20 protein-coding genes are annotated in these 21,060 nt (G+C 73.8%); 10 read left to right on the top strand and 10 right to left on the bottom strand.

Annotated features, from left to right (window positions below; genetic code table 11):
* Positions 1-125: 125 nt before the first annotated feature.
* From NQ707_RS09670 to NQ707_RS09650, 5 genes are all read left to right on the top strand, one after another.
* Positions 126-1,649 (top strand): malate:quinone oxidoreductase, encoded by a 1,524-nt coding sequence (locus NQ707_RS09670; RefSeq protein WP_260008890.1) that lies wholly within the window; start codon positions 126-128, stop codon positions 1,647-1,649.
* Positions 1,650-1,757: 108 nt separating this feature from the next.
* Complete coding sequence (locus NQ707_RS09665; RefSeq protein ID WP_100463015.1) at positions 1,758-2,840, top strand: YihY/virulence factor BrkB family protein; 1,083 nt, start codon at positions 1,758-1,760, stop codon at positions 2,838-2,840.
* Between the two features lie 47 nt (positions 2,841-2,887).
* Positions 2,888-3,688, top strand: a complete 801-nt coding sequence (locus NQ707_RS09660; RefSeq protein WP_404435615.1) for a hypothetical protein — start codon at positions 2,888-2,890, stop codon at positions 3,686-3,688.
* Between the two features lie 90 nt (positions 3,689-3,778).
* Positions 3,779-4,885 (top strand): S-(hydroxymethyl)mycothiol dehydrogenase, encoded by a 1,107-nt coding sequence (locus tag NQ707_RS09655; RefSeq protein ID WP_061224998.1) that lies wholly within the window; start codon positions 3,779-3,781, stop codon positions 4,883-4,885.
* Complete coding sequence (locus NQ707_RS09650; RefSeq protein ID WP_061224999.1) at positions 4,882-5,532, top strand: MBL fold metallo-hydrolase; 651 nt, start codon at positions 4,882-4,884, stop codon at positions 5,530-5,532. Before NQ707_RS09655 ends, NQ707_RS09650 begins: the two co-directional genes overlap by 4 nt.
* Before the next feature lie 132 nt (positions 5,533-5,664).
* Here NQ707_RS09650 and NQ707_RS09645 read toward each other — a convergent pair whose 3' ends face one another.
* Genes NQ707_RS09645 through NQ707_RS09635 form a run of 3 tightly spaced genes read right to left on the bottom strand, consistent with a single transcriptional unit; the run spans position 5,665 to position 11,623 of the window.
* On the bottom strand, positions 5,665-7,014 hold the full coding sequence (locus NQ707_RS09645) for an MFS transporter (RefSeq protein WP_129357454.1): 1,350 nt from the start codon (positions 7,012-7,014) through the stop codon (positions 5,665-5,667).
* Positions 7,011-10,460 (bottom strand): AAA family ATPase, encoded by a 3,450-nt coding sequence (locus tag NQ707_RS09640; RefSeq protein WP_129357453.1) that lies wholly within the window; start codon positions 10,458-10,460, stop codon positions 7,011-7,013. Before NQ707_RS09640 ends, NQ707_RS09645 begins: the two co-directional genes overlap by 4 nt.
* Positions 10,457-11,623: an exonuclease SbcCD subunit D gene (locus NQ707_RS09635; RefSeq protein WP_404435612.1), complete on the bottom strand. Its 1,167-nt coding sequence runs from the start codon at positions 11,621-11,623 to the stop codon at positions 10,457-10,459. The genes NQ707_RS09640 and NQ707_RS09635 overlap by 4 nt, the downstream gene beginning before the upstream one ends.
* A 39-nt stretch (positions 11,624-11,662) precedes the next feature.
* Here NQ707_RS09635 and NQ707_RS09630 point away from each other — a divergent pair, with 39 nt between their 5' ends.
* Positions 11,663-12,781, top strand: a complete 1,119-nt coding sequence (locus tag NQ707_RS09630; RefSeq protein WP_058743444.1) for an ADP-ribosylglycohydrolase family protein — start codon at positions 11,663-11,665, stop codon at positions 12,779-12,781.
* 16 nt (positions 12,782-12,797) lie between these two features.
* Here the strand turns inward: NQ707_RS09630 and NQ707_RS09625 are convergent, their stop codons facing one another.
* The 7 genes from NQ707_RS09625 to clpS form a co-directional block, all read right to left on the bottom strand.
* Entirely contained in the window at positions 12,798-13,646 is an 849-nt protein-coding gene (locus NQ707_RS09625) for a phosphotransferase (RefSeq protein WP_061225004.1), read from the bottom strand.
* A 15-nt stretch (positions 13,647-13,661) separates the two neighbouring features.
* A complete protein-coding gene (rdgB, locus tag NQ707_RS09620) occupies positions 13,662-14,312 on the bottom strand; it encodes an RdgB/HAM1 family non-canonical purine NTP pyrophosphatase (protein ID WP_064725648.1) in 651 nt (216 codons plus the stop codon).
* Complete coding sequence (rph, locus tag NQ707_RS09615; RefSeq protein WP_075514412.1) at positions 14,305-15,066, bottom strand: ribonuclease PH; 762 nt, start codon at positions 15,064-15,066, stop codon at positions 14,305-14,307. The genes rdgB and rph overlap by 8 nt, the downstream gene beginning before the upstream one ends.
* A 58-nt stretch (positions 15,067-15,124) precedes the next feature.
* A complete protein-coding gene (locus NQ707_RS09610) occupies positions 15,125-15,919 on the bottom strand; it encodes an MBL fold metallo-hydrolase (protein ID WP_404435609.1) in 795 nt (264 codons plus the stop codon).
* The gene (gene murI, locus NQ707_RS09605; RefSeq protein WP_404435607.1) at positions 15,910-16,992 is read right to left on the bottom strand and encodes a glutamate racemase; all 1,083 of its coding nucleotides are present in this window, start codon (positions 16,990-16,992) and stop codon (positions 15,910-15,912) included. The genes NQ707_RS09610 and murI overlap by 10 nt, the downstream gene beginning before the upstream one ends.
* Positions 16,993-17,092: 100 nt before the next feature.
* Positions 17,093-17,644, bottom strand: a complete 552-nt coding sequence (locus NQ707_RS09600; protein ID WP_064725645.1) for a DUF2017 domain-containing protein — start codon at positions 17,642-17,644, stop codon at positions 17,093-17,095.
* A 1-nt stretch (position 17,645) separates the two neighbouring features.
* Positions 17,646-17,987 carry an ATP-dependent Clp protease adapter ClpS gene (gene clpS, locus NQ707_RS09595; RefSeq protein WP_064725644.1) on the bottom strand — a complete coding sequence of 114 codons (342 nt, stop codon included), beginning with the start codon at positions 17,985-17,987 and terminating at the stop codon, positions 17,646-17,648.
* Positions 17,988-18,199: 212 nt separating this feature from the next.
* On the opposite strand from clpS, the gene NQ707_RS09590 reads away from it, so the two are divergent.
* The 4 genes from NQ707_RS09590 to NQ707_RS09575 all read left to right on the top strand — a co-directional run bounded on the left by NQ707_RS09590 (position 18,200) and on the right by NQ707_RS09575 (position 21,050).
* A complete protein-coding gene (locus NQ707_RS09590; RefSeq protein WP_100463164.1) occupies positions 18,200-19,483 on the top strand; it encodes a nicotinate phosphoribosyltransferase in 1,284 nt (427 codons plus the stop codon).
* A gap of 97 nt (positions 19,484-19,580) precedes the next feature.
* Positions 19,581-20,216, top strand: coding sequence for an isochorismatase family protein (locus NQ707_RS09585; protein WP_129357450.1), 636 nt, complete (start codon positions 19,581-19,583; stop codon positions 20,214-20,216).
* A 79-nt stretch (positions 20,217-20,295) separates the two neighbouring features.
* Complete coding sequence (locus NQ707_RS09580; RefSeq protein ID WP_058730921.1) at positions 20,296-20,697, top strand: TetR/AcrR family transcriptional regulator; 402 nt, start codon at positions 20,296-20,298, stop codon at positions 20,695-20,697.
* Positions 20,694-21,050 (top strand): hypothetical protein, encoded by a 357-nt coding sequence (locus NQ707_RS09575; RefSeq protein ID WP_058730920.1) that lies wholly within the window; start codon positions 20,694-20,696, stop codon positions 21,048-21,050. Before NQ707_RS09580 ends, NQ707_RS09575 begins: the two co-directional genes overlap by 4 nt.
* The last annotated feature ends 10 nt before the right edge of the window (positions 21,051-21,060 follow it).

Here is a 21,060-nt window from a genome sequence, read left to right as displayed (position 1 = left end):
TTCCGCCCGCGCGGAGGGCTACGCTGAGGGGAGCCGAGGCCGTCCCGGAGGCTTGAGCGGTGCGCCCCGCGCATCGCGCGTCCGCCCCGCGGACGGCCCGCAGGCGCGGTCGCCGTCGGCCCCGCCTGCCGCACCGTCGAGCACAGGAGAACAGGACTGCCGTGACCAAGACCCTGAAGACCGACGTCGCCCTGGTGGGCGGCGGAATCATGAGCGCGACCCTCGGGGTCCTGCTCCAGGAGCTCGAGCCGGACTGGGACATCACCCTGTTCGAGCGGCTGGACAAGGTCGGTGCGGAGAGCTCCAACCCGTGGAACAACGCCGGCACCGGGCACTCGGCCCTGTGCGAGCTGAACTACGCCCCGCTCGGGGCCGACGGCACGGTGGACCCGGCCAAGGCCCTGAACATCAACGAGCAGTTCCAGCTCAGCCGCCAGTTCTGGGCCACCCTGGTGGAGGAGGGCAAGCTCGCCGACGCCGGCTTCATCAACCCGGTGCCGCACATGTCCCTGGTCTTCGGGGACGCCCACAGCGACTACCTGAAGAAGCGCTGGGAGGCCCTGCACCCGCAGACCCTGTTCTCCTCGATGCGCTTCACCGAGGACCGCGACCAGATCCAGCAGTGGGCGCCGCTGACGGTGCGCGGACGCGACGCCTCCCAGCGCATCGCCGCCAACTGGTCCCCCGAGGGCACGGACGTGGACTTCGGCAACCTGACCCGCCAGCTCACCGAGCGCCTGACCGGGCAGGGCGCCTCCGTGCGCTACGGCCACCAGGTGCAGGACCTGCGCCAGGAGTCCGACGGCTCCTGGTCCCTGCGGGTGCGCAACCTGCTGGACTCCGATGACGACCTGCTGGTGCGGGCGAAGTTCGTCTTCCTCGGCGCCGGCGGCTACGCGCTGCCGCTGCTGCAGAAGTCCGGGATCCCCGAGGGCCGCGGCTTCGGCGGCTTCCCGGTCTCCGGGCTGTTCCTGCGCAACACCAACGAGGACACCGCCTCCCAGCACGACGCGAAGGTCTACGGCCAGGCCTCCGTCGGGGCCCCGCCCATGTCCGTGCCGCACCTGGACACCCGGTGGGTCGACGGCAAGCGGTCGCTGCTGTTCGGGCCCTATGCCGGATTCAAGACCAACTTCCTCAAGCACGGCTCCCTGCTGGACCTGTTCCGCTCGGTGCGCGCGGACAACGTCTACCCGATGGCCCGCGCCGGGCTGGACAACCTGGATCTCGTCAAGTACCTGCTCAGCGAGCTGGTCAAGACCCGCTCCTCCAAGATCGCCTCCCTGCGGGAGTACTACCCGGAGGCAGACGCGGATGAGTGGGAGCTGATCGAGGCCGGCCAGCGCGTGCAGGTCATGCGCAAGGACGCGAAGAAGGGCGGGGTGCTGCAGTTCGGCACCGAGCTGATCACCCATGGGGACGGCTCGATCGCGGCCCTGCTGGGCGCCTCCCCCGGCGCCTCCACGGCCGTGCCGATCATGCTCAACCTCATCAAGAAGTGCTTCCCGCAGCGCATCGACGCCTGGTCCTCGCGGCTGAGCGAGCTGGTGCCCACCTACGGTCACCGTCTCAACGACGACGCCCGACTGGCCGAGGAGACGATGTCGCGCACCGCGAAGGTCCTCGGCATCCACCACGAGACCCGCTGACAGAGCCCCGCTGCCCCGCGAGCCGATGCCGCCCGAGTCGTTCGGGCGGCATCGGCCCCGGCGACCACCCTGCGCGGTCCCCGCGCCGACCCCCGACTGGAGCCACCGGTGAACCTGCCCGAACAGACCATCGCCAAAGCCGAGATCGACGAGGAGCAGTCCTCCTCGCCGCATCGGCACAAGACCCGCAAGGTCACCAGCATCTCCAAGCCCGGCTGGGGCTACATCCTCAAGCGGACGCTGAACTCCTTCACCTCCAAGGGCTGCACGGACCTCGCGGCGACCCTGACCTACTTCACGGTGCTCTCGGTGTTCCCGGGGCTGCTGGCCGTCGTGTCCCTGCTGGGCGTGTTCGGCCAGGGTGAGCAGACGACCGAGACGATCCTGGACCTGATCCAGCCGTACGCCCCCAGTCAGCTGATGGACCTCATCGAGCAGCCCATCCGCCAGCTCACGGAGGGCAACGGCGCCGGCCTGGCCCTGATCACCGGTATCGTCGGCGCCCTGTGGACCGCCTCAGGGTACACCGGCGCTTTCGGTCGTGCCCTGAACCGGATCTACGGCGTCGTGGAGGGCCGACCGATCTGGAAGCTGCGCCCCTGGAACCTGCTGGTGACCTTCACGATGGTCATCCTCGTGGTGCTGACCATGCTCACCGTGCTGCTCTCCGGCGGGGTCATCGAGTTCTTCTCCGACCACCTGGGCATCGGCGACCAGATCACCCAGATCTGGAACTGGGTGCGCTGGCTGATCGCCCTCGTGCTGGTCGTGGCCCTGATCGCGCTGCTGTACTACGCGACCCCCAACATCAAGCAGCCCAAGCTGCGCTGGATCAGTCCCGGCGCCGCCATCGCGCTGGTCATGATGGGGGTGGCCGGGGCGGCCTTCGGGTTCTACGTCTCCAACTTCTCCAACTACAACGCCACCTACGGCACCCTCGGTGGCGTGATCGTCATGCTGCTGCTGATCTGGATCATGAACAACGTCCTGCTGCTCGGGGCGGTGCTGGACTCCGAGCTGGAGCGGGCCCGCCAGCTGGAATCCGGCATCCGGGCCGAGGAGGACATCCAGCTGCCCCCGCGCGGCATCCGCCAGGCGGAGAAGATGCGCGACGCCCACGCCGATCTGGTCAAGCAGGGCCGGCAGCTGCGCCTGGACAACGACCACCTGGACTACTCCGAACAGGACTGAGGTGACCGGCCTGCGCTGGAGCCTGCACCGGGCCCGCCCAGCCGCCGGTGCTGCTGGTGCACGGGCTGGCGGTGACTGCCGCGCAGTGCTGGGTGCGCACGGGGTGGACCCGTATCCTGGCCCACCGGGACCTGGTGCTCATCCAGCTGCCCGGACACGGGGATCCCGCCCCCGCGGCCGGGGCCAGCGCTTCCGGTGAGATCCCCCTGGAGGAGGCCGACGGGGTGCCGGGGCTGCTGGCGGCCCTCCTGGAGGCCGGAGCCGAGGCCTGCGAGAGCCTCGGGGCGCCGGTGCTGCTGGACGGGCTGGGCTACTCCCTCGGTGCCCGGCTGCTGTGGCAGCTGGCCCGGGAGGAGCCGGAAGCCCTCCGCCGCCTGGTCCTGGGCGGGCTGCCCGCCCGCGATCTGCTGGCCGAGCTTCCCCCGGCGCGGACAGGCGGCCCCTCCCCCGCACCCGACCCCGGCACCGGTCCACGAGAGTCTGCGGGCCTCCTCGGGCCCACCGAATCGGGAGTCCTTCCGGGCCCGCGGGACCCGGATCCCGCACTGGCCGAGCTGGGCGGGGTCCTGGCCCGCTCCACGATCCCCCGCGATCGCATCGCCGCGCTGCTGCCGCTGGTCACCCACCCGCGCTTCGTCCCCGCCCCGGGACCAGGCCAGCCGCTCCTGCTGGCGGCCGGCGCGAGTGACGCCATCGCCGGGCCCGACCTGGCGCGGCTGGCGGCGCTGGCACCGCGCTGCACCGCCCTGCCCCTGCCGCAGCGCACCCACGCCGACGCCCTGACCAGCGGAATCTTCCGCCGGGTCGGCGCGGCCCATCTGGGCGCGGCAGCGGCTTCTCGTGATTGACTGGTCATGGACCGCCGCCGTGCGCGCCCGCCGAGAGGCCGGGTCGATCGGGTGCGCGTACGAGGCCACCCCAACCGTTGAGGAGGAACCATGCAGCAGGTCAAGGCCGTCATCGTGCGGGAGAAGGACGCTCCCGCCGAGCTGACCACCATCACCGTCCCGGATCCGGGCCCGGGTGAGGCCCTCGTCAAGGTCCTCACCTGCGGGGTCTGCCAGACCGACATGCACTACCAGAAGGGCGGGGTCGGGGACGACTTCCCCTACCTGCTGGGCCACGAGGCCTCCGGGATCGTCGAGGCCGTGGGCGAGGACGTCACCGGCGTCGCCGTCGGCGACCACGTGATCCTCAACTGGCGGGCCGTGTGCGGCCAGTGCCGCGCCTGCCGCCGCGGGGAGCCCTGGTACTGCTTCGACACGCACAACGCGCACCAGAAGATGACCCTGCAGGACGGCACCGAGCTGGAGCCGGCCCTGGGGATCGGCGCCTTCGCGGAGAAGACCCTCGTGGCCGCCGGCCAGTGCACCAAGATCGAAGGGGACATGGACCGGGACCAGTACGCCGCCGTCGGGCTGCTGGGCTGCGGCATCACCGCCGGGATCGGGGCGGCGCTGAACACCGGGGCCGTGCGCCGCGGCGAATCCGTGGCCGTGATCGGCTGCGGCGGGGTCGGGGTGGCGGCCGTGGCGGGTGCCGCCCTGGCCGGGGCCACCACGATCATCGCGGTCGACGTGGACGGACAGAAGCTGGCCGCCGCCGAGCGCCTGGGCGCCACCCACACCGTGGACTCCTCCGAGCGCGACGCCGTGGAGGCGATCCGCGAGCTGACCGGCGGGCACGGCGCCGACGTCGTCATCGACGCCGTCGGGGTGGCCGAGACCTTCCGCCAGGCCTTCGAGGCCCGGGACCTGGCCGGTCGCCTGGTCCTGGTCGGCGTGCCGAACCCGGGCACCGAGCTCACCCTGGACCTGGCCGACGTCTTCTCCCACGGCGGTTCCGTGCGCCCCGCCTGGTACGGGGACTGCCTGCCCACCCGGGACTTCCCGATGCTCGTGGACCAGTACCGCCTGGGCCGGCTGGACCTGGATGCGTTCGTCACCGAGCGCACGGACCTGGAGCACATCAACGAGGCCTTCCAGAAGATGGCCGACGGGGCCGTGCTGCGCTCCGTGGTGGACCTGCCGGGAGGTGGCGCGTGAGCACCCGCATCGAGAACACCGTCACCGCGGGCACCTTCTCCCTGGACGGGGGGACCTGGGAGGTGGAGAACAACGTCTGGGTGATCGGCGATGACGAGCGCTGCGTGGTCATCGACCCGGCGCACGACCTGGAGGCCGTCGCCGGGCTGGTCGGGGATCGGGAGGTCACCGCGATCCTGCTGACCCACGCCCACGACGACCACGCCGGACTGGCTCCGGAGGCCTCCCTGCGCTTCGGCGCGCCGGTGCTGCTGCACCCGGAGGACCGCCCGCTGTGGCTGCTGGCCAACCCGGACACGGACGTGCAGCCGCAGCCGCTGTCCGAGGGGCAGCGGATCCCCGCCGGCGGGGCCACCCTGACCGTGCTGCACACCCCGGGCCACTCCCCCGGCTCCGTGTGCTTCCTGAGTGAGGACCTGTCCTGGGAGGGCTCCTCCCCGGTGGTGTTCTCCGGGGATACCCTGTTCCAGGGCGGACCCGGGGCCACGGGCCGCTCCTTCAGCGACTTCCCGACGATCATCGACTCGATCACGGAGAAGCTGCTGAGCCTGGACCCGGGCACCGCGGTGCTCACCGGTCACGGGGAGACGACGACGATCGGGGCGGAGGCCCCGCACCGACAGGAGTGGATCGACCGCGGCCACTGAGCCGGTCCTGCACCGCACGGGGCCGCCCCGCGGCGAGATCGGGCCGGAGCATCCCTCCCAGCTGAGGGGGGGGCGCTCCGGCCCGCTCCGCGTCCTGGGCCAGCGTGCTCGGCCTGTCTCGACCCGCTGGGGTCACCGTCCGTCGCGGCGGGCGAGGTGCCGGGCCAGGCGCGCGTCGGTCTCCCGGCGCTCGAAGCGCTGGCGCCACAGGTACCCGTACAGGTGGGCCAGCAGCAGGTAGGCCCCGGCGGAGAGCACCGGGAGCATCAGCGCGGAGTTGTAGCCCAGGGAGTCCCCCAGCACCGCGCCCCAGGCCAGCCCCAGGGCGTTGCCGGCCAGCAGCGAGGCCAGCGCCGAAGTGAGCACGAGGTCCAGGCAGCGCACCGGGGCGATGGACATCACCACGGAGTCGGTGACGATCAGGGCGACCCCGACCACCGCCCCCTCCACGACCAGGCTCAGCGCCAGCGTGGCGTCCCCGGTGGGCATGGACACCGGCATCCCCACGAGGGTCAGCAGACACGCCCACAGCAGCCACGCCCCCCAGGTGTTGGTCCGGGCCCGCAGCCCGACGACGATGACCGCCGAGACCAGGCTGGATCCGCCGAGCACGGCGTAGAGCAGCCCCACGTACTGCACGGCGTCGAAGTTCATGGTGTAGCTGACCAGCGAGGACTGCATGGATCCGAGCAGCAGCCCCAGGGCGCCCATGCCCACCACCGGCAGCCACATCAGCGAGCGCCTGGCGGCGTCCTCGGCGGCCGCCTCCGGCTCCGGCGGCGGGCTGGTGGGGCCGAGGGCGTGGCGCAGCCGGAAGAACGCGAAGGCCAGCACTCCGACGACGTTGACCGGCACGACCATGAGCAGCCCCGTGTGCGGGCCGCCGATGACGCAGCTGAGCCCGGTCACCGCGGCCCCGAGCAGCAGGGCCAGCACGTCCGCGACGGATTCGAAGGCGAGGGAGGAGTTCAGCAGGCTGCGATCGGCCAGGCGCTGGGATTCCCCCGCCCAGCGGATCCGGGCCAGGGCCGCCACGGGAGCGCAGGTGGCCCCGGTGACCGCGCACGCGGCCAGCAGCAGCCCGATGCCGATCTCCGGGTGACGCTGGACCCGGTCGGCCTCGTGGATCAGCCACAGCAGCGCGGCCGTGTTGGCCACCGAGCAGAACAGCAGCACCACCCGCTGACCCACGCGCCGGGCGAGCATCCCGTACAGCGGGACCGAGACGGCCAGCGCCAGGGCCACCGCCCCGGCGGCGTATCCGGCCAGCAGCACCTGCCGGGTCCAGGAGGCGATCATCACCAGCGTGCCCAGCGGCAGCATCGCCACCGGCAGGCGAGCGAAGACGGTCACCCCCAGGTAGCCCAGCCCGACCAGGCGCGCCAGGACGCGCAGCCGGGCCCAGGCCGTACCGGCCCGGGCGGCCGGGGGGATGCGGAAGGACCCGGTGGACCCGGGTGCCGTGGCGGGTGGGGTTCTCATCCTGCGTCGCTTTCGATCAGGGATCCGGCCGGGGTGCGCCGGACGCGCAGGTGCTGCGGGATCCGGGCGCGCAGGTCCGCGACGTGGCTGATCAGCCCGATGACCCGCCCGTTCTCGCGCAGTCCGTCGATCGCGTCCATGACGTCCTCCAGCGTATCCTCGTCCAGGCTGCCGAAGCCCTCGTCGACGAACAGGGTGTCGATCTGCACCCCGCCGGCCCGGGCCTGCACGACGTCGGCCAGGCCCAGGGCCAGGCACAGCGAGGCCATGAAGGACTCCCCTCCGGACAGGGAGCTGGTCGGGCGGGCCACGGAGGACCAGGCGTCGAAGACCTCCAGGCCCAGCCCGGAGCGGCGCCCGTGCCCGGCCGCGGCGTCGGAGTGGCGCAGGGTGTAGCGCCCCGAGCTCATCTGCTGCAGCCGCAGGCTCGCGGCCTCGGCGATCTCCTCGAGCTGGGCGGCCAGCACGTAGGTGGTCAGGGACATCCGCTGCAGGTTCTCGGCCCCGTTGCCGGCGGCCACCTCCGCGAGGTCCCCGATGCGCCGGGCCCGCTCGGCCCGCCGCCCGGAGCGTCGGGCCCAGTCCTCCCAGCGGACGGCCAGCTCCCGCAGATCGGCCAGCAGCTGCTGGGCCCGCTCCCGGGTGAGCAGGACCCGCTCGTGCTCCTCCTGGGCGGCGGCCTCGCGCCGGGCGGCCTGCTCGACCAGCTCGCCGCGCCGCTGCGGGTCGGTGATCGAGCCCGCATCCAGCCCCTCGGCCTCGGCCCGCTGCGCCTCCTCCAGCAGCCTGCGATGGGCCGGGGCCTGCCAGGCCTCCTCCAGCCGGGCCCGCTCCTGCTCCTCGGCGGCCACGGTCCGGCGCAGCTGTCCGCGCCGCTGCGGATCCAGGGACCGCGCCAGCGCCTCGGGGACATCGGCGAAGCCGGCCTCCCGCGCGGCCTGCGCGCCCGCGCGGGCAGACCGGGTTCGACGCCGTGCGGTGCGGGAGCGGGCTTCCAGACCGCCGAGCACCCGCTCGAGCAGCCGCTCCAAGTCCTCCGCGGCGGCCAGTCGGGTGCGCAGCGTCGAGGAGTCGAGCAGGTCCCGGGGGTCGCCGCCGCGCCGGGCCCGAGCGGAGCGGGCCCGCTCCCGAGCCTGGGCGCCGCGGGTCTGCAGGTCGCGGTGCTCCAGCTCCTGTCCCCGCAGGCGCTCGCGCAGCCGGTCCAGCTCCTGCGCCAGGCGCTGGGCCCGGCCCCGGTGCTGCTCGGCCCGCCGCTCGGCCTGCTCGGCCGCGCGCACCCGCGCTGCCGCCGCGTCGAGGCCCTCCTGCGCCTGCTCGGGGGTGGGCGGGGTGCCCTCGGCGTCCAGGGCCTCGAGGGCGGCGTCGACCCGGGCCAGCGCCTCGAGGATCCGCTGGGCCTCGGCCAGGGCGGCGTCGCGGCGCCGCCGGGCCTCCTGCAGAGCCCTGGGACTCAGATCCGGGGGCGCGGCCTGCCCGCTGCCGTCCCCCGCTCCCCGGTCGAGGCCCGCCTCGGTCTGCCCCGGCGCGGAATCGGCGCCGCCGGGGACAGACCCGGGCATGGCTCCGGCATGCGGGTCGGGATGCTCCCGGCTGCCGCAGACGGGGCACGGACGCCCCGGGACGAGGTCCTCGGCCAGGGTCGCCGCGGCATCGCGCAGGCGCGCGCTCTGCAGGCGCTCGTAGCGCTCCAGGGTCTCGGTGCGCTCGTGTTCGGCCCGTTCGTGGCGTTCGGCCAGCTCCCGCCGCTGCTCCAGGTGACGGATCCGCTCGGCGCTGCGCCGTCGAGCCCGGGTGGCCTCCTGCTCCTCCTGCCGGGCCGGCGCAGCATCTGCGGCGAGGTGCTCCTGGGCGGCGACGGCCTCGGCCTCCCGCTGCGCGGCGGCCTGGGTCCGGTCGATCTCCTCCCGGGTGGCCCCGACAGCTTCCTGCGCACGGCGGATCCGCTCCACCAGCCCGCGGGCCTGCTCCTCGGCCGCGGCCTGCTCCTCGGCGGCGCGCAGCTCGGCCTCCAGGGCTCGACGCCGCTCCCGCAGCCGCACCCGGTAGGGATGCTCCCCCTGAGCGGAGGCCTCCTGCCCCTCGGCTGTAACCGCATCCGAACCGGCCTGCGCGCCCTCGGGCGCGTTCTCGACCTCGGCCGCGTGCTCGCCGTCGGAGGCGAGACCGGAGGCGGCATCGTCCTCAGCATCCGGGTCGGCGTCGGGCTCGGCCCCGACCTGCTCCCAGAACCGCTCGTCCAGGGCCTGCTCCCGCGCATCCGGCGCGACGGCGTGCGGTCCGGACTGGCGCAGCCTGCGGGCCCGGCGGGTCAGGTCGGTGAGCTCCTGCTGGATCTGGTGCAGCTCCTCCTCTGCGGCGCGGCGCTGATCCTCGGCCGCGCGCACGGGCTCGGCCCGCTCGGCCGCGGCCAGGCGCTCGGTGCGCTGGCGGTGCTCGGCCTCCCGGGCGCGCAGGTCCTCTGCCCGCCGCTGCAGGACGGCGTGCTCCCGGGCGGCCTCCAGCGCGTCGCGCTGCCGGGCCGTCTCCTCCCGATGCCGGGTCCAGGCCGCGCGCGCGGAGCCGAGGGCCTCCTCCAGACCGGCTGCGGCCTCGGCCAGACGCCGCTGGGCCCGGTGGATCCGGCGGGCCGGCTCCTGCTCCCCCGAGTCCTCCTGTTCCCCCGGTTCTTCTCGTTCCTCCGGCGCCTCAGGCTCGGTTGTCTGCCGTCCGGGCGCGCCGAGCGCACCGGGGTGATCGCCGTGCTCCGGGGTCAGGAGGCCGCGCTCCCGCTCCTGCAGCCGAGCGAACTCGGCCAGCAGGTGCTCACGCTGCCGGGCTGCATCGGCCAGCTCCTCCCGGGCGGCCCGCGCCTGCTCCTGCAGCACCCGCTGCGTTTCCGCGTACAGGTCCGTTGGGAACAGCCGCCGCAGCAGCTCCTCGCGGTCCGAGGAGGAGGCCTGCAGGAACTGGGCGAAGCGACCCTGCGGGAGCATGACCACCTGGGCGAACTGCTGACGGGTCAGGCCGATGGCCTGGGCCAGGTGCTCACCGGCCTCATCCATCCGGGTGGAGACCACCTCCCACTCGGCCTCCGGATCCGCCTCGGGACGCCGGCGCACCAGCACCGTGGCGTGCTGCTCGACGTAGCCGGCCTTCGCCCGGGTCGAGGGCCGGTTCCAGGCGGGGCTGCGCTGCACGAGGTAGCGGTGCTCTCCGATGCTCACCTCCACCTCCACCGAGGGCTTGGCCGCGGCCTCGGCGAAATGCGATTTCAGGCCCTTGGCGTTCTCCGGGACGGTGGTCGTGCCGTACAGGGCGAAGGTGAGCGCCTCGAACACCGTGGATTTGCCGGCGCCCGTGGGCCCGGTGAGCAGGAAGAGCCCGGCCTCGTTCAGCGGCTCGAAGTCGATCTCCTGGGCCTGCCGGTACGGGCCGAAGGCCTCCAGTCGCAGCCGGTGGATCCTCATGCCCGCTTCCCTTCCGTCGCGTCCGTCGCCTCCGCCTCGTGCGCCTGCTCGTCCCGGGCCCGGTCCAGGGCCCCCTCCACCAGCCGCCGCTCCGGCTCATCCAGGGGGCGGCGGCGGACCTGCTCGTAGAACTCCGCGCACACCTGCTCCGGGGTGCGGGCCCGGGCCAGGCGCTGGGCGTAGAAGCCGGCCGGGCGGGTGCGCAGACCGTCGAAGAGCAGCTCCACGGTGTGCGGGAAGCGGGTGCGCAGCCGCTCCATCGGATGCGCCGGCCGCTCGGCGTCGGTCAGGGTGATCTGGCACATCCGCTCCCGGGCCCAGTCCAGCTCCGGGTCCTCCAGCAGCTCCTCCAGGCGCCCCCGCAGCCGGGCCAGCGGCACCTGGTGCTCCCAGACTCCCGGGCTCGCCTCGATCCCGCCCTCCGTGCGCTCCAGCATCCAGTAGCCCTTGACCTGGTCCGTCTCGGAGAAGGAGAAGCGCAGGGGCGAGCCGCTGTAGCGCACCGTCGGCGTGATCTGCTGGCGCCCGTGCAGATGCCCCAGGGCGGCGTAGTCCAGGCCCCGGAACACCGACGCCGGCACGGCCCCGAGGCTGCCCGATTCGATGGCCCGCTCCGAATCCGTCGGCTCGGCCCCCACCGCGAAGCAGTGCGCCATGACGATGCCGCGCACCCCCGGGCGCCGGGCCAGATCCGCCCGGATGCGCTCGGCCACCGCCTCCAGCACCGCCGCGTGCGTGGGCTGCACCCCCAGGCTGGGGCCCGCGGCCCGCGGGTCCAGGTAGGGGATGCCGTACACCGCGGTGGACTCGTCCAGCAGCACCGGCCGCGCGGCGTCGGCCAGGCGGGTGCGCAGGTGCACCCCCGCCCCTTCCAGGATGGTGTCCCCGAAGCCCAGGCGGGCCGCGGAGTCGTGGTTGCCGGAGGTCAGCACCACCGTGGTGCCCTGGGCGTTGAGCTCGCCCAGCAGCCGGGAGAGCAGCTGGATGACCTCGGTGCGCGGGGAGGCCTGATCGTAGACGTCCCCCGCGATCAGCACCGCATCCACCTGCTGCCGGGCGCAGACCCGCACCAGCTCGGCGCAGATGGCCTCCTGATCCGCCTGGAGGAAGCGGCCGTGGAAGCTGCGCCCCAGGTGCAGGTCCGAGGTGTGCAGGATCTTCATGGCTCCAACGTAACCCGGGCGACTGACAGAATGAGCACCATGGATTCCCTGCCCATCCCCTTCCCCGACGCCGCCGAGTACCCCGCACTGGTGCGCGCGGCGCTGCGCGCGCAGGCCCGGGCCCGCCCCGAGCTGCTGGGCGCGCTGGCCGCCGGCATCGAGGGGCTGCGCGAAGCCCTGGACTGGTCCGCGCAGGGGGTCGGCGCGGACGAGACGGCGTGCGTGTGGCTGGGCGATCTGCGGTGGGCCCGGGCGCTGGGTCTGAACCCCGAGGAGGCCGCCCCGATGCCGCCGAGGGCGTGGTGGGAGCCCGAGGCCGCCCGCCTGGCCCCCGCGGACTTCGCCGAGCGGCACCCGCTGCTGGCCCGGGCCCTGTGCGCCGGTAACATGCCGTATCCGGCGCGCACCCCCTTCACCGAGCTGGCCGATGACGCCTTCCTCCCCCGCCTGGCAGTGCTCCCCCTGCACCCGCGCGAGGGCCTGGAGCAGCTGGGCCAGCTGGCCGTGAACCTCACCGCCCTGACCCACGGTCACCCGGAGGCCCTGGCCGCAGGCCTGGTGATCGTGCTGCATCGGCGGGCCCTGCTCGGGCTGGACGCCGAGGCCGTCGGGGATGCCGGGAACGGCGCGGACCCGCGGCGTCGTGCTCCGGCGCAGCTGCGGGAGCGGGCCCGGCGCCGCGTGCTCGAGCTGCTCAGCCCTCGGGATCCGGGCGGATCCGCGCCGTCCGCCGGGCTGCTCGCCTCCTACGGGGCCACCGGCGCCACCCGCTCCGGTCTGGCCCGCGTCCTGGCGGCGGCACCGCTGAGCGCGGCCGTCCTGGCCGATCCCGACGCCGCGGGGACCGCGCAGGGGCGGGGCGGGGATCAGGTGCCCGGGTGCGTGCGGGCCCTGGCCCGCGAGCTCACCGGAGCGGGCATCGCGCGACCGGAAGCGGACGCGGCGGACGGCGGGGCCGCGGCCGACTCCGAGGCCCGGTCCGAGGCGGATTCCGACGAGGCCTCCGAGACGTCACAGTCGCCGATGGCGCGGGCCGGGCTGGCGCCGACATATCCCTCGGCCGAGCAGCTGGCCGATCGGCTGGCCGATCGGCTGGCCGAACGCTGGGTCGAGACCGCGCGGCGGTGGTGGGGGGTCTGGGGCGCCTCGGGAGGGTGACCGGCCGCCCTGCCCCTCAGGCCTCCGCTTCGATCCAGCGGTCGGCCCGCTCCACGGCCTGACGCAGGGTCGCGCCACCGTAGCCGTGGATCATCGCATACCCCACGGCCTGCAGGGGCATCAGCCGCTGCAGCACGCGGCCGCGCTCGGCCCAGTCGCGTCCCACCACACGGGTCACCGCCTCCCAGCCGAACCAGTTCCCGGCCGCGGCGATGTCCCAGCCGGGATCCCCGACGCTGGCATGATCCCAGTCGATGACCCCCGAGATGCGCTCCCGGTTCCACAGGATGTTGTGCCCGGCGAAGTCGGAGTGGATGAACCGGGGGGTCACCGGGTCCAGGGCCAGGGCATCGTCCAGCAGGCGCTCGGCGCGCTCCCGGTTGCCGTGCAGCAGCTGGGGGATGATCCGCTCTCGGACGGTGCGCGGCCAGTGCGAGCCGCCCCAGTGGGACTGGGAGGGTTCGAGCATCGCGGACAGGGGCGCGGGGTCGATCGCGTCGATCGCGCGCAGCGCCCGGCCCAGGGCCCGCGCCGGGGCGGGGCCCACCTCGCGGGGCCGCCCGGGCACCCAGGTCAGCCCGACGGCGACGTGCCCGCCGCGTTCCAGCACCCGGGTCAGGGGGCGGGGCACCTCGAAGGGCAGGTCCGCAGGCAGGGCGCGCAGCAGGTCGGTGCGGCGCTGGACCTGCCGGCCCACCAGGTGGTTCTTCGCCACCCGCACGCTGACCCGCTGACCCGCGTTGACCACCAGGTGCGCGGACCCGTTGGAGTGCACGTCCCATTCGGTGGGCGCGCACCGGACCCCGGCCTGGTCGAGGACCGCCTGGATGAGGGGTCGGAAGCGCATCAGCGCGAACGGGGACATGCGGGCCACGGCGGGCTAGACCTTCTCTCCGCCGGCCCCGTCCAGCAGGGCGGCGATGTGCGGAATCAGCGCGGTGAAGGCCCGGGCGCGGTGGCTGATCGCGTTCTTCAGCTCCGGCGGGATCTCGGCGCAGCTGGCCCCCTCCCACGCGGCGGGAAGCTCCTCGGGCACGAGGATCGGGTCGTAGCCGAAGCCGTGCTCCCCGCGTGGCTCGGTGAGCAGCCGCCCGGTAAGGCGCCCGGTCTGCACGACCTCGGTGTCCGGGCCGACCAGGCTCGCGGCGCACTCGAAGGCGGCACCCCGATGCGGATCGGGGATGTCGGACAGCTGAGCCAGCAGCAGGCGCAGGTTGGCCGCATCGTCGCCGTGGCGCCCGGACCAGCGGGCGGAGAAGATCCCCGGCGCCCCGTGCAGCACGGCCACGGACAGCCCCGAGTCATCCGCGATGGCCGGCAGGCCGGTGGCCTCATAGACGGCGCGGGCCTTGAGCAGGGAGTTCTCGGCGAAGGTCGTGCCGGTCTCGGGCACGTCCGGGACGCCGAGGGAGCCGGCGTCGACCACCTCCGCGTCCACCTCCAGGCCCGGCACGGCATCGCGCAGGATCTCGCGCAGCTCCCGCAGCTTGCCGGAGTTGTGGGTGGCCAGGATCAGCCGCGGCTCACTCATGGGCACCGGCCAGCGTCTGCGACTGGATCCTGGACAGCTCGGCCGTGCCGATCAGGGCCAGGTCCAGCAGGCTGTCCAGCTCAGCCCGGTCGAAGGGCGCGCCCTCGGCGGTGCCCTGGACCTCCACGAAGCTGCCGGAGCCGGTGACCACCACGTTCATGTCCGTCTCGGCCCGCACGTCCTCGGTGTAGGGCAGATCCAGCATGGGCACCCCGTCGATGATGCCTACGGACACCGCGGCCACGGAGTCGGTCAGGGGCTGGGCGCCCCGGGGCAGGATCTTCTCCCGGCGCGCCCAGTCCAGGGCGTCGGCCAGGGCGACGTAGGCCCCGGTGATCGCGGCGGTGCGGGTGCCGCCGTCGGCCTGCAGGACGTCGCAGTCCAGGACCACGGTGTTCTCCCCGAGGGCCTTCAGGTCGATGATCGCGCGCAGGGAGCGCCCGATCAGCCGGGAGATCTCGTGCGTGCGTCCGCCGATCTTGCCTTTCACGGATTCGCGGGCGGAGCGGGTCGAGGTGGCCCGCGGCAGCATCGCGTACTCGGCGGTGACCCAGCCGCGGCCCTCGCCCTTGAGCCACCGGGGCACGCCCTCGGTCAGGGAGGCGGTGCACAGCACTCGGGTGTCCCCGCACTCGATGAGGGCCGAGCCCTCGGCGTTGCGGGACCACCCGCGGGTGATGGAGATCGGACGCAGCTGGTCGACGGCGCGCCCGTCCGCGCGCGTGAGGGTCTGGGGGGACTCGGTGCTCGTCATGTCCCTCACTGTACCCGGGCCGCCCCCGGCCGCGCCCCGCAGGAGCCCGGGGCGCGGCTCAGCGGGGCGGGATCGCGTAGGTGCGGGAATCCTCGGCCACGCAGATCGGCCCGGCGTAGGTGCGGGAGGCCTCGGCGCGGGCCACCTCCGGGTCGTTCCACACCGGCAGGTGGGTGAGCATCAGGTGTCCGACATCGGCCTCGGCGGCCACCCGCCCGGCCCGCACCCCGGTCAGGTGCACCCCGCGGATCGCGTCGTCGCGCCCCTCCTGGAAGGCGGCCTCGCACAGGAAGAAATCCGCCTCCCGGGCGGCCTCGACCAGCTCGGGGCACGCGTCCGAGTCCCCCGAGTAGGCCAGGACGCTGCGGCGCCCGGCCAGCTCGTGGGTCACCCGGATCGCGTAGGGCTCGGGGGCCGGATGCAGCACGGGGAAGGCCTGCACCGTGAACGGCCCCAGGCGCACCGGCTCCCCGGGGGCCCAGGGGTGGAAGCCGAAGGAGCCGGTGAGCCCGGGCTCCAGGCCGATCCCGTGGGTGCGGGCCAGGTACGGGTGGGTGTCCGCCGGTCCCCACAGCGGAATCGGCGGCCCGGGCCAGCCGCGCGGATCCCAGCGCACCGCGATGTGCAGGCCGGCCAGGTCGATGCAGTGATCGGGGTGCAGGTGGGAGATGAAGATCCCGTCGATCTGCGGCAGGCTCAGGTGCCGCTGGATCGCCCCGAGCCCCCCGCTGCCCAGGTCCAGCAGGATGCGCCAGGTGCGCCCGGCCTCATCCTCGCCGCTGACCAGATAGCACGAGGCCGCGGAGTCGGGTCCGGCGAAGGAGCCGCTGCACCCGATGATGGTCAGCTCCATGCCCGTCCCTCCTGCGCCCCAGACTCGGCGTCCGGTTCCGGGGCCGCCGCGGAGCGGGGCCCGGGATCCGTCCCCGCGGCTCCGGTGACCTCGGCCGCTGCACCCGATGTCGCGGCCACGGCGCTCAGGTCCACGCTGGCGGTGCGGATCATCTCCGGGGTGACCACCGCCAGGGAGCCGGTGGGGTAGGACTCGGCGATGCTCGCGGAGTGGCGCACCCCGAGGACCTCGGGGCCCAGGAAGCGCCGGGCCAGGGCCTGGAAGCGCTCGGGGTCCCCGGTGGCCACGAATTCGTGGCGCGGGGCGGGGGCGTCGGCCGGGCGCTGCAGGTCCTGGGCCATCAGCGCCCGGAACAGGTCCTTGGCGGTCTCCTCGGAGGAGGTCACCAGCGTGACCTCCTCCCCCAGGACGTAGGAGATGACGCCCGTGAGCAGGGGGTAGTGGGTGCAGCCCAGCACGACGGTGTCCACCCCGGCCTCCTGCAGCGGGGCCAGGTGGGTGCGCACGGCCTCCAGGAGCTCGGGCCCTGAGGTGATGCCGCGCTCCACGAACTCCACGAACTCCGGGCAGGCCTCGGAGACGATCCGCAGCTGCGGGGCCGCGGCGAAGGTGTCCTCGTAGGCGCGGGAGGAGACCGTGGCCGCCGTGCCCAGCACGCCGACGACGTCGTTGCGGGTCGCGGCCACGGCCCGGCGCACGGCCGGCTGGATCACCTCGACCACGGGGATCCCGTAGTGGCGGGTGTAGCGCTCGCGGGCGTCGCGCAGCACCGCGGAGGAGGCGGTGTTGCAGGCGATGACCAGGGCCTTGACCCCGGAGTCCACGAGGTCGTCCATGATGCGCAGGGCGTTGGCGCGCACCTGGGCGATGCTCAGCGGTCCGTAGGGGCCGTGGGCCGTGTCCCCGACGTAGAGGATCTGCTCGTGGGGCAGCTGGTCCATGATGGCCCGGGCCACGGTCAGTCCGCCGACGCCGGAGTCGAAGACCCCGATCGGGGCCCCGGGGGTGGGACGGGCGGGGGCGGCGCTGCCCCAGGCGGTCACGGCATCGGTCTGGTCGGGAAGCGAGTTCATGATGCCTTCGAGGATAGCCGCTGCGCGAGCGGGCCCCGGCACGAGCTCGACCACGTGGCCGGGGCGACGAGAGACCGACCACAGGGGTAAGGTCCGGGGATCACAGTCGCTGGAGCATGGCCTCCATCAGGGAGTCCTGCAGCCAGGAGACGAACTGGTACACCAGGGACATGTAGGACTCCACGTCCGTGGCCTGGTTCCAGTCGGTGTAGCCGGCCACGCGCTCGGCGTCCTGCTCGTCGCGGATCCCCAGGCGCGCGGCCAGGACCAGGCGCACGTCGTTCAGGGCCGCGGCGAAGGCCCGGGCGTGCTCGTCGTCCAGCTGCAGCTTCGGGGCCTCGCAGTCCATCGCGGCCATCCGCAGGCGCCCGATCTTCTCCTCGCGGATGCCGCGCTCGGTGAAGCGGCGGAATTCCGCGGCCTCGCCCTCATCGGCCGCGGCCTGCGGCAGCAGGCGGGCCAGGGCCGGATCCTCCGGCGCCTCGGCGTCCTCGGTGATCCCGAGCATCGCGGCCAGCGGGTCCTGATCCGGATCCTGCCGCGGCTCCAGGGTGGTCACGACGTCGCCGAACAGCTTGATCAGCAGCTCCCGCTCGGGCTGCTCCAGGTGCCCGGTGATGCCGCGCCGCCCGGCGCGGAAGGGACGAGCCATCTCACTCACCGTCCTTCTCGAAGGTGGCCCACAGCCCGTAGCCGTGCATCGCGGCGGTGTGCCGCTCGGCCTCCTCGCGGCTGCCGGTGAACACGACGGCGCGCCCGTCCTCGTGCACCTGCAGCATCAGCCGGTGGGCCTGCGCCTGGGAATGCCCGAAGTGGGTGCGGAACACCCAGGTCACGTAGCTCATGAGGTTCACGGGGTCGTTCCATACGAGCACCCGCCACGGGGTCTGCTCCTGGGGGCGCTCGAGCAGCCCGAGCCCGCCCTCCGGGGTGGTCTCGGGGGCCGTGGGGCCGGTGACGGCGGTGCGGGTCGGTTGGGTGCGCTGCTGGGCCATGACCCACCCGAGTCTACCCGGCACGCGGGTCCCGGGGCGGGGCGGGTTCGCCGTCGGCGTCGCACCGGGTGGCGGCGCAGCGCTGGCCAGCTCGGGTGCGGGGAGCCCAGCGGAGGGCGCCGCAGTCCTTGGCCGGGCCGGGCGCGGTGGCTACAGTGGGAGGCGTGATCGAGACTACTCCCGCCCTGCTCACGGATCACTATGAGCTGACGATGATCGAAGCGGCCCTGCGGGCCGGAACCCACGAGCGCCGCAGCGTGTTCGAGACCTTCACCCGCCGCCTGCCGGCCGGACGCCGCTACGGGGTGCTGGCCGGGACCGGTCGGTTCCTGGAGGAGCTGGCGGACTTCCGCTTCACCCCGGAGCAGCTGGATTTCCTGGGCCGCACCCGGGTGGTCGGGGATGCGACCCTCGAGTACCTGGCGGACTTCCGCTTCACCGGCTCGGTGCGCGGCTACGCCGAGGGCGAGGCGTTCTTCCCCCACTCCCCCGTGCTGCAGGTGGAGGGCACCTTCGCGGAGGCCTGCGTCCTGGAGACCCTGATCCTCTCGATCCTCAACTACGACTCGGCCGTCGCCTCCGCGGCCTCGCGCATGGTCGGGGCGGCCGCGGGTCGGCCCTGCCTGGAGATGGGCTCGCGCCGGGCCCACGAGGCCGCCGCCGTCTCGGCGGCCCGCGCCGCGGTGGTGGCGGGATTCGCCGGGACCTCCAACCTGGAGGCGGGGATGCGCTACGGGATCCACACCATCGGCACCTCCGCGCACGCCTTCACCCTGCTGCACGACGACGAGCGCGCGGCCTTCGCGGCCCAGCTGGCGGCCCAGGGCGCGGGCACCACGCTGCTGGTGGACACCTACGACGTCGAGGCCGCGGTGCGCACCGCGGTGGAGCTGGCCGGTCCGCAGCTGGGCGCGGTGCGCCTGGACTCCGGGGACCTGGGCGCCCAGGCGGTGTGGGTGCGCGCCCTGCTGGATGAGCTCGGCGCGAAGGACACGAAGATCACCGTGACCTCGGATCTGGACGAGTACGCGATCGCCGGGCTGCGCTCCGCGCCCGTGGATTCCTACGGGGTGGGCACCCGGCTGGTCACCGGCTCCGGGGCGCCGACCACCTCCATGGTCTACAAGCTCGTGGCCCGGGAGGGCGCTTCCGGGCAGCTGGAGCCAGTGGCCAAGCGCTCGGCCGGCAAGGGCTCCACCGGCGGTCGCAAGCACGCCGTGCGCCAGCTGGGCGCGGACGGCCGGGCCGTCGCGGAGGTGGTGGCCTCCAGCGAGCAGGCCCTGGATCGGGCCCGGGGAGACCTCCCCGAGGGTGTGCGGACGCGGGAGCTGATGACGGACCTGGTGCGCGAGGGTGAGATCCTGCCCGGGGCGACCGGGGCCGAGGGGCTGAAGGCCGCCGCCGCGCGCCACGCCGCCTCCTGGACCGAGCTGCCCGCGGCCTCCCGACGGCTGTCCGAGGGGGAGCCGGCCATCCCCACGCAGCTGCTGTCCTGACTCTGCGGGGAGGCACCGCCTATCCTGGTGCCGAACCGGATACCGCAGGTGCGCGGCGCCGCGCCGCGCACCTGGACCATCGCTCCTGGAGGATTCCATGACCCGAGCCCTGATCATCGTGGACGTGCAGAACGACTTCTGCCCCGGCGGCAGCCTCGCCACCGAGCGGGGCGCGGAGGTCGCCGGCGGCATCTCCGAGTACCTGCTGACCCACGGCCCCCTCTACGACGCCGTCGTCGGCACCCAGGACTGGCACGTGGATCCGGGAGAGCACTTCTCCGAGACCCCGGACTACCGGACCTCCTGGCCGGTGCACTGCGTGGCCCACTCCCGCGGCGCGGCCGTGCACGAGGACCTGGAGACCGACGCCGTGGATGCCTGGTTCCGCAAGGGCGCCTACGAGGCCGCATACTCGGGCTTCGAGGGCCTGCTGGTCCCGGAGGAGGCGGTGGCCACCGGCGAGCGGGAGCCCGGCGCGCAGACCGAGGATACGGTCAACGTGTCCCTGGACGACTGGCTGCAGGAGCAGGAGATCGACGCGGTGGACGTGGTCGGCATCGCCACCGACCACTGCGTGCGAGCCACCGCCCTGGATGCGGTGGGCGCCGGGTACGACACGCGGGTGCTGCTGGATCTGACGGCGCCGGTGGCCCAGGAGACCGCCGAGGAGGCGGTCGCGGCCCTCCAGGAGGCCGGGGCCGAGGTCATCGACTCCTCGGAGATCCGCCGGTAACGGACCCTTCTCTGCCCCTCTCGGATCCGGGGTCGCCCCGATTATAGACGGGTCGTTCTAGAACGTTTAGTATGGAACCATGGCGAGGCCCCGGGGATTCGACGAGCAGGAGGTGCTGCGGCAGGCGACGGCGCTGTTCGGGCACGAGGGATTCGACGCCGTCTCCGTGGACCGGCTGACCTCGGTCCTCGGACTCAGCCGCGCGAGCTTCTACAAGATCCACGGCTCGAAGCACGGACTGATGCGCGCCGCGCTCGAGCAGGTCTGCGACCGAGCCCGGGCGGGTGAGGTCACCCACGACGCCCAGGATCTCGTCCTGGTTGCCCTGTTGGAGCTGGCTCCGCACCACGACGGCCTGCGCGCCCTGACCGAACGCGCCGTCGGACTGTGCTTCGACGACGATCCCCGCCGCCTCGGCGAGCGCCTGCTGATCCGCGCCCGCCGCACCCCACCGCACCGAGAGGAAGGCGACCGAGCATGAGCAACGCCATCGAGCTGACCGAACGCGAGCTGATCATCACCCCGCGGGGCCTGGACAAACTCTGGTCCTTCACCCGGCGGGTGGCCGTGCCCTGGGCCCACGTGCGCGGGGCCACCCACGACCCCGGGATGCGCGATGAGCCGAAGGGGTGGCGCGGGCCCGGGCTGCGCGTAGGCGGCAAGCTCAGCGGTACCTTCCACCGCGACGGCCAGCGGCACTTCCTGAACGTGCGCGGCTACGAAGACGCCGTGGTCATCGAGCTGACCGACGAGCCGATCCAGCGGATCATCGTCTCCCTCGCCGATCCCGCCGCGCAGGTCGCCCGGATCAACGCCCGCGCCGCGGCCGCTTGATCCGCCGCCG

It is taken from the genome of Rothia sp. BD8 (assembly GCF_044878465.1).
GTDB classification, from domain to species: domain Bacteria; phylum Actinomycetota; class Actinomycetes; order Actinomycetales; family Micrococcaceae; genus Rothia; species Rothia kristinae.
The sequence above is the reverse complement of the archived record's forward strand: the minus strand, read 5'-3'. Positions and strand labels throughout refer to the sequence as shown.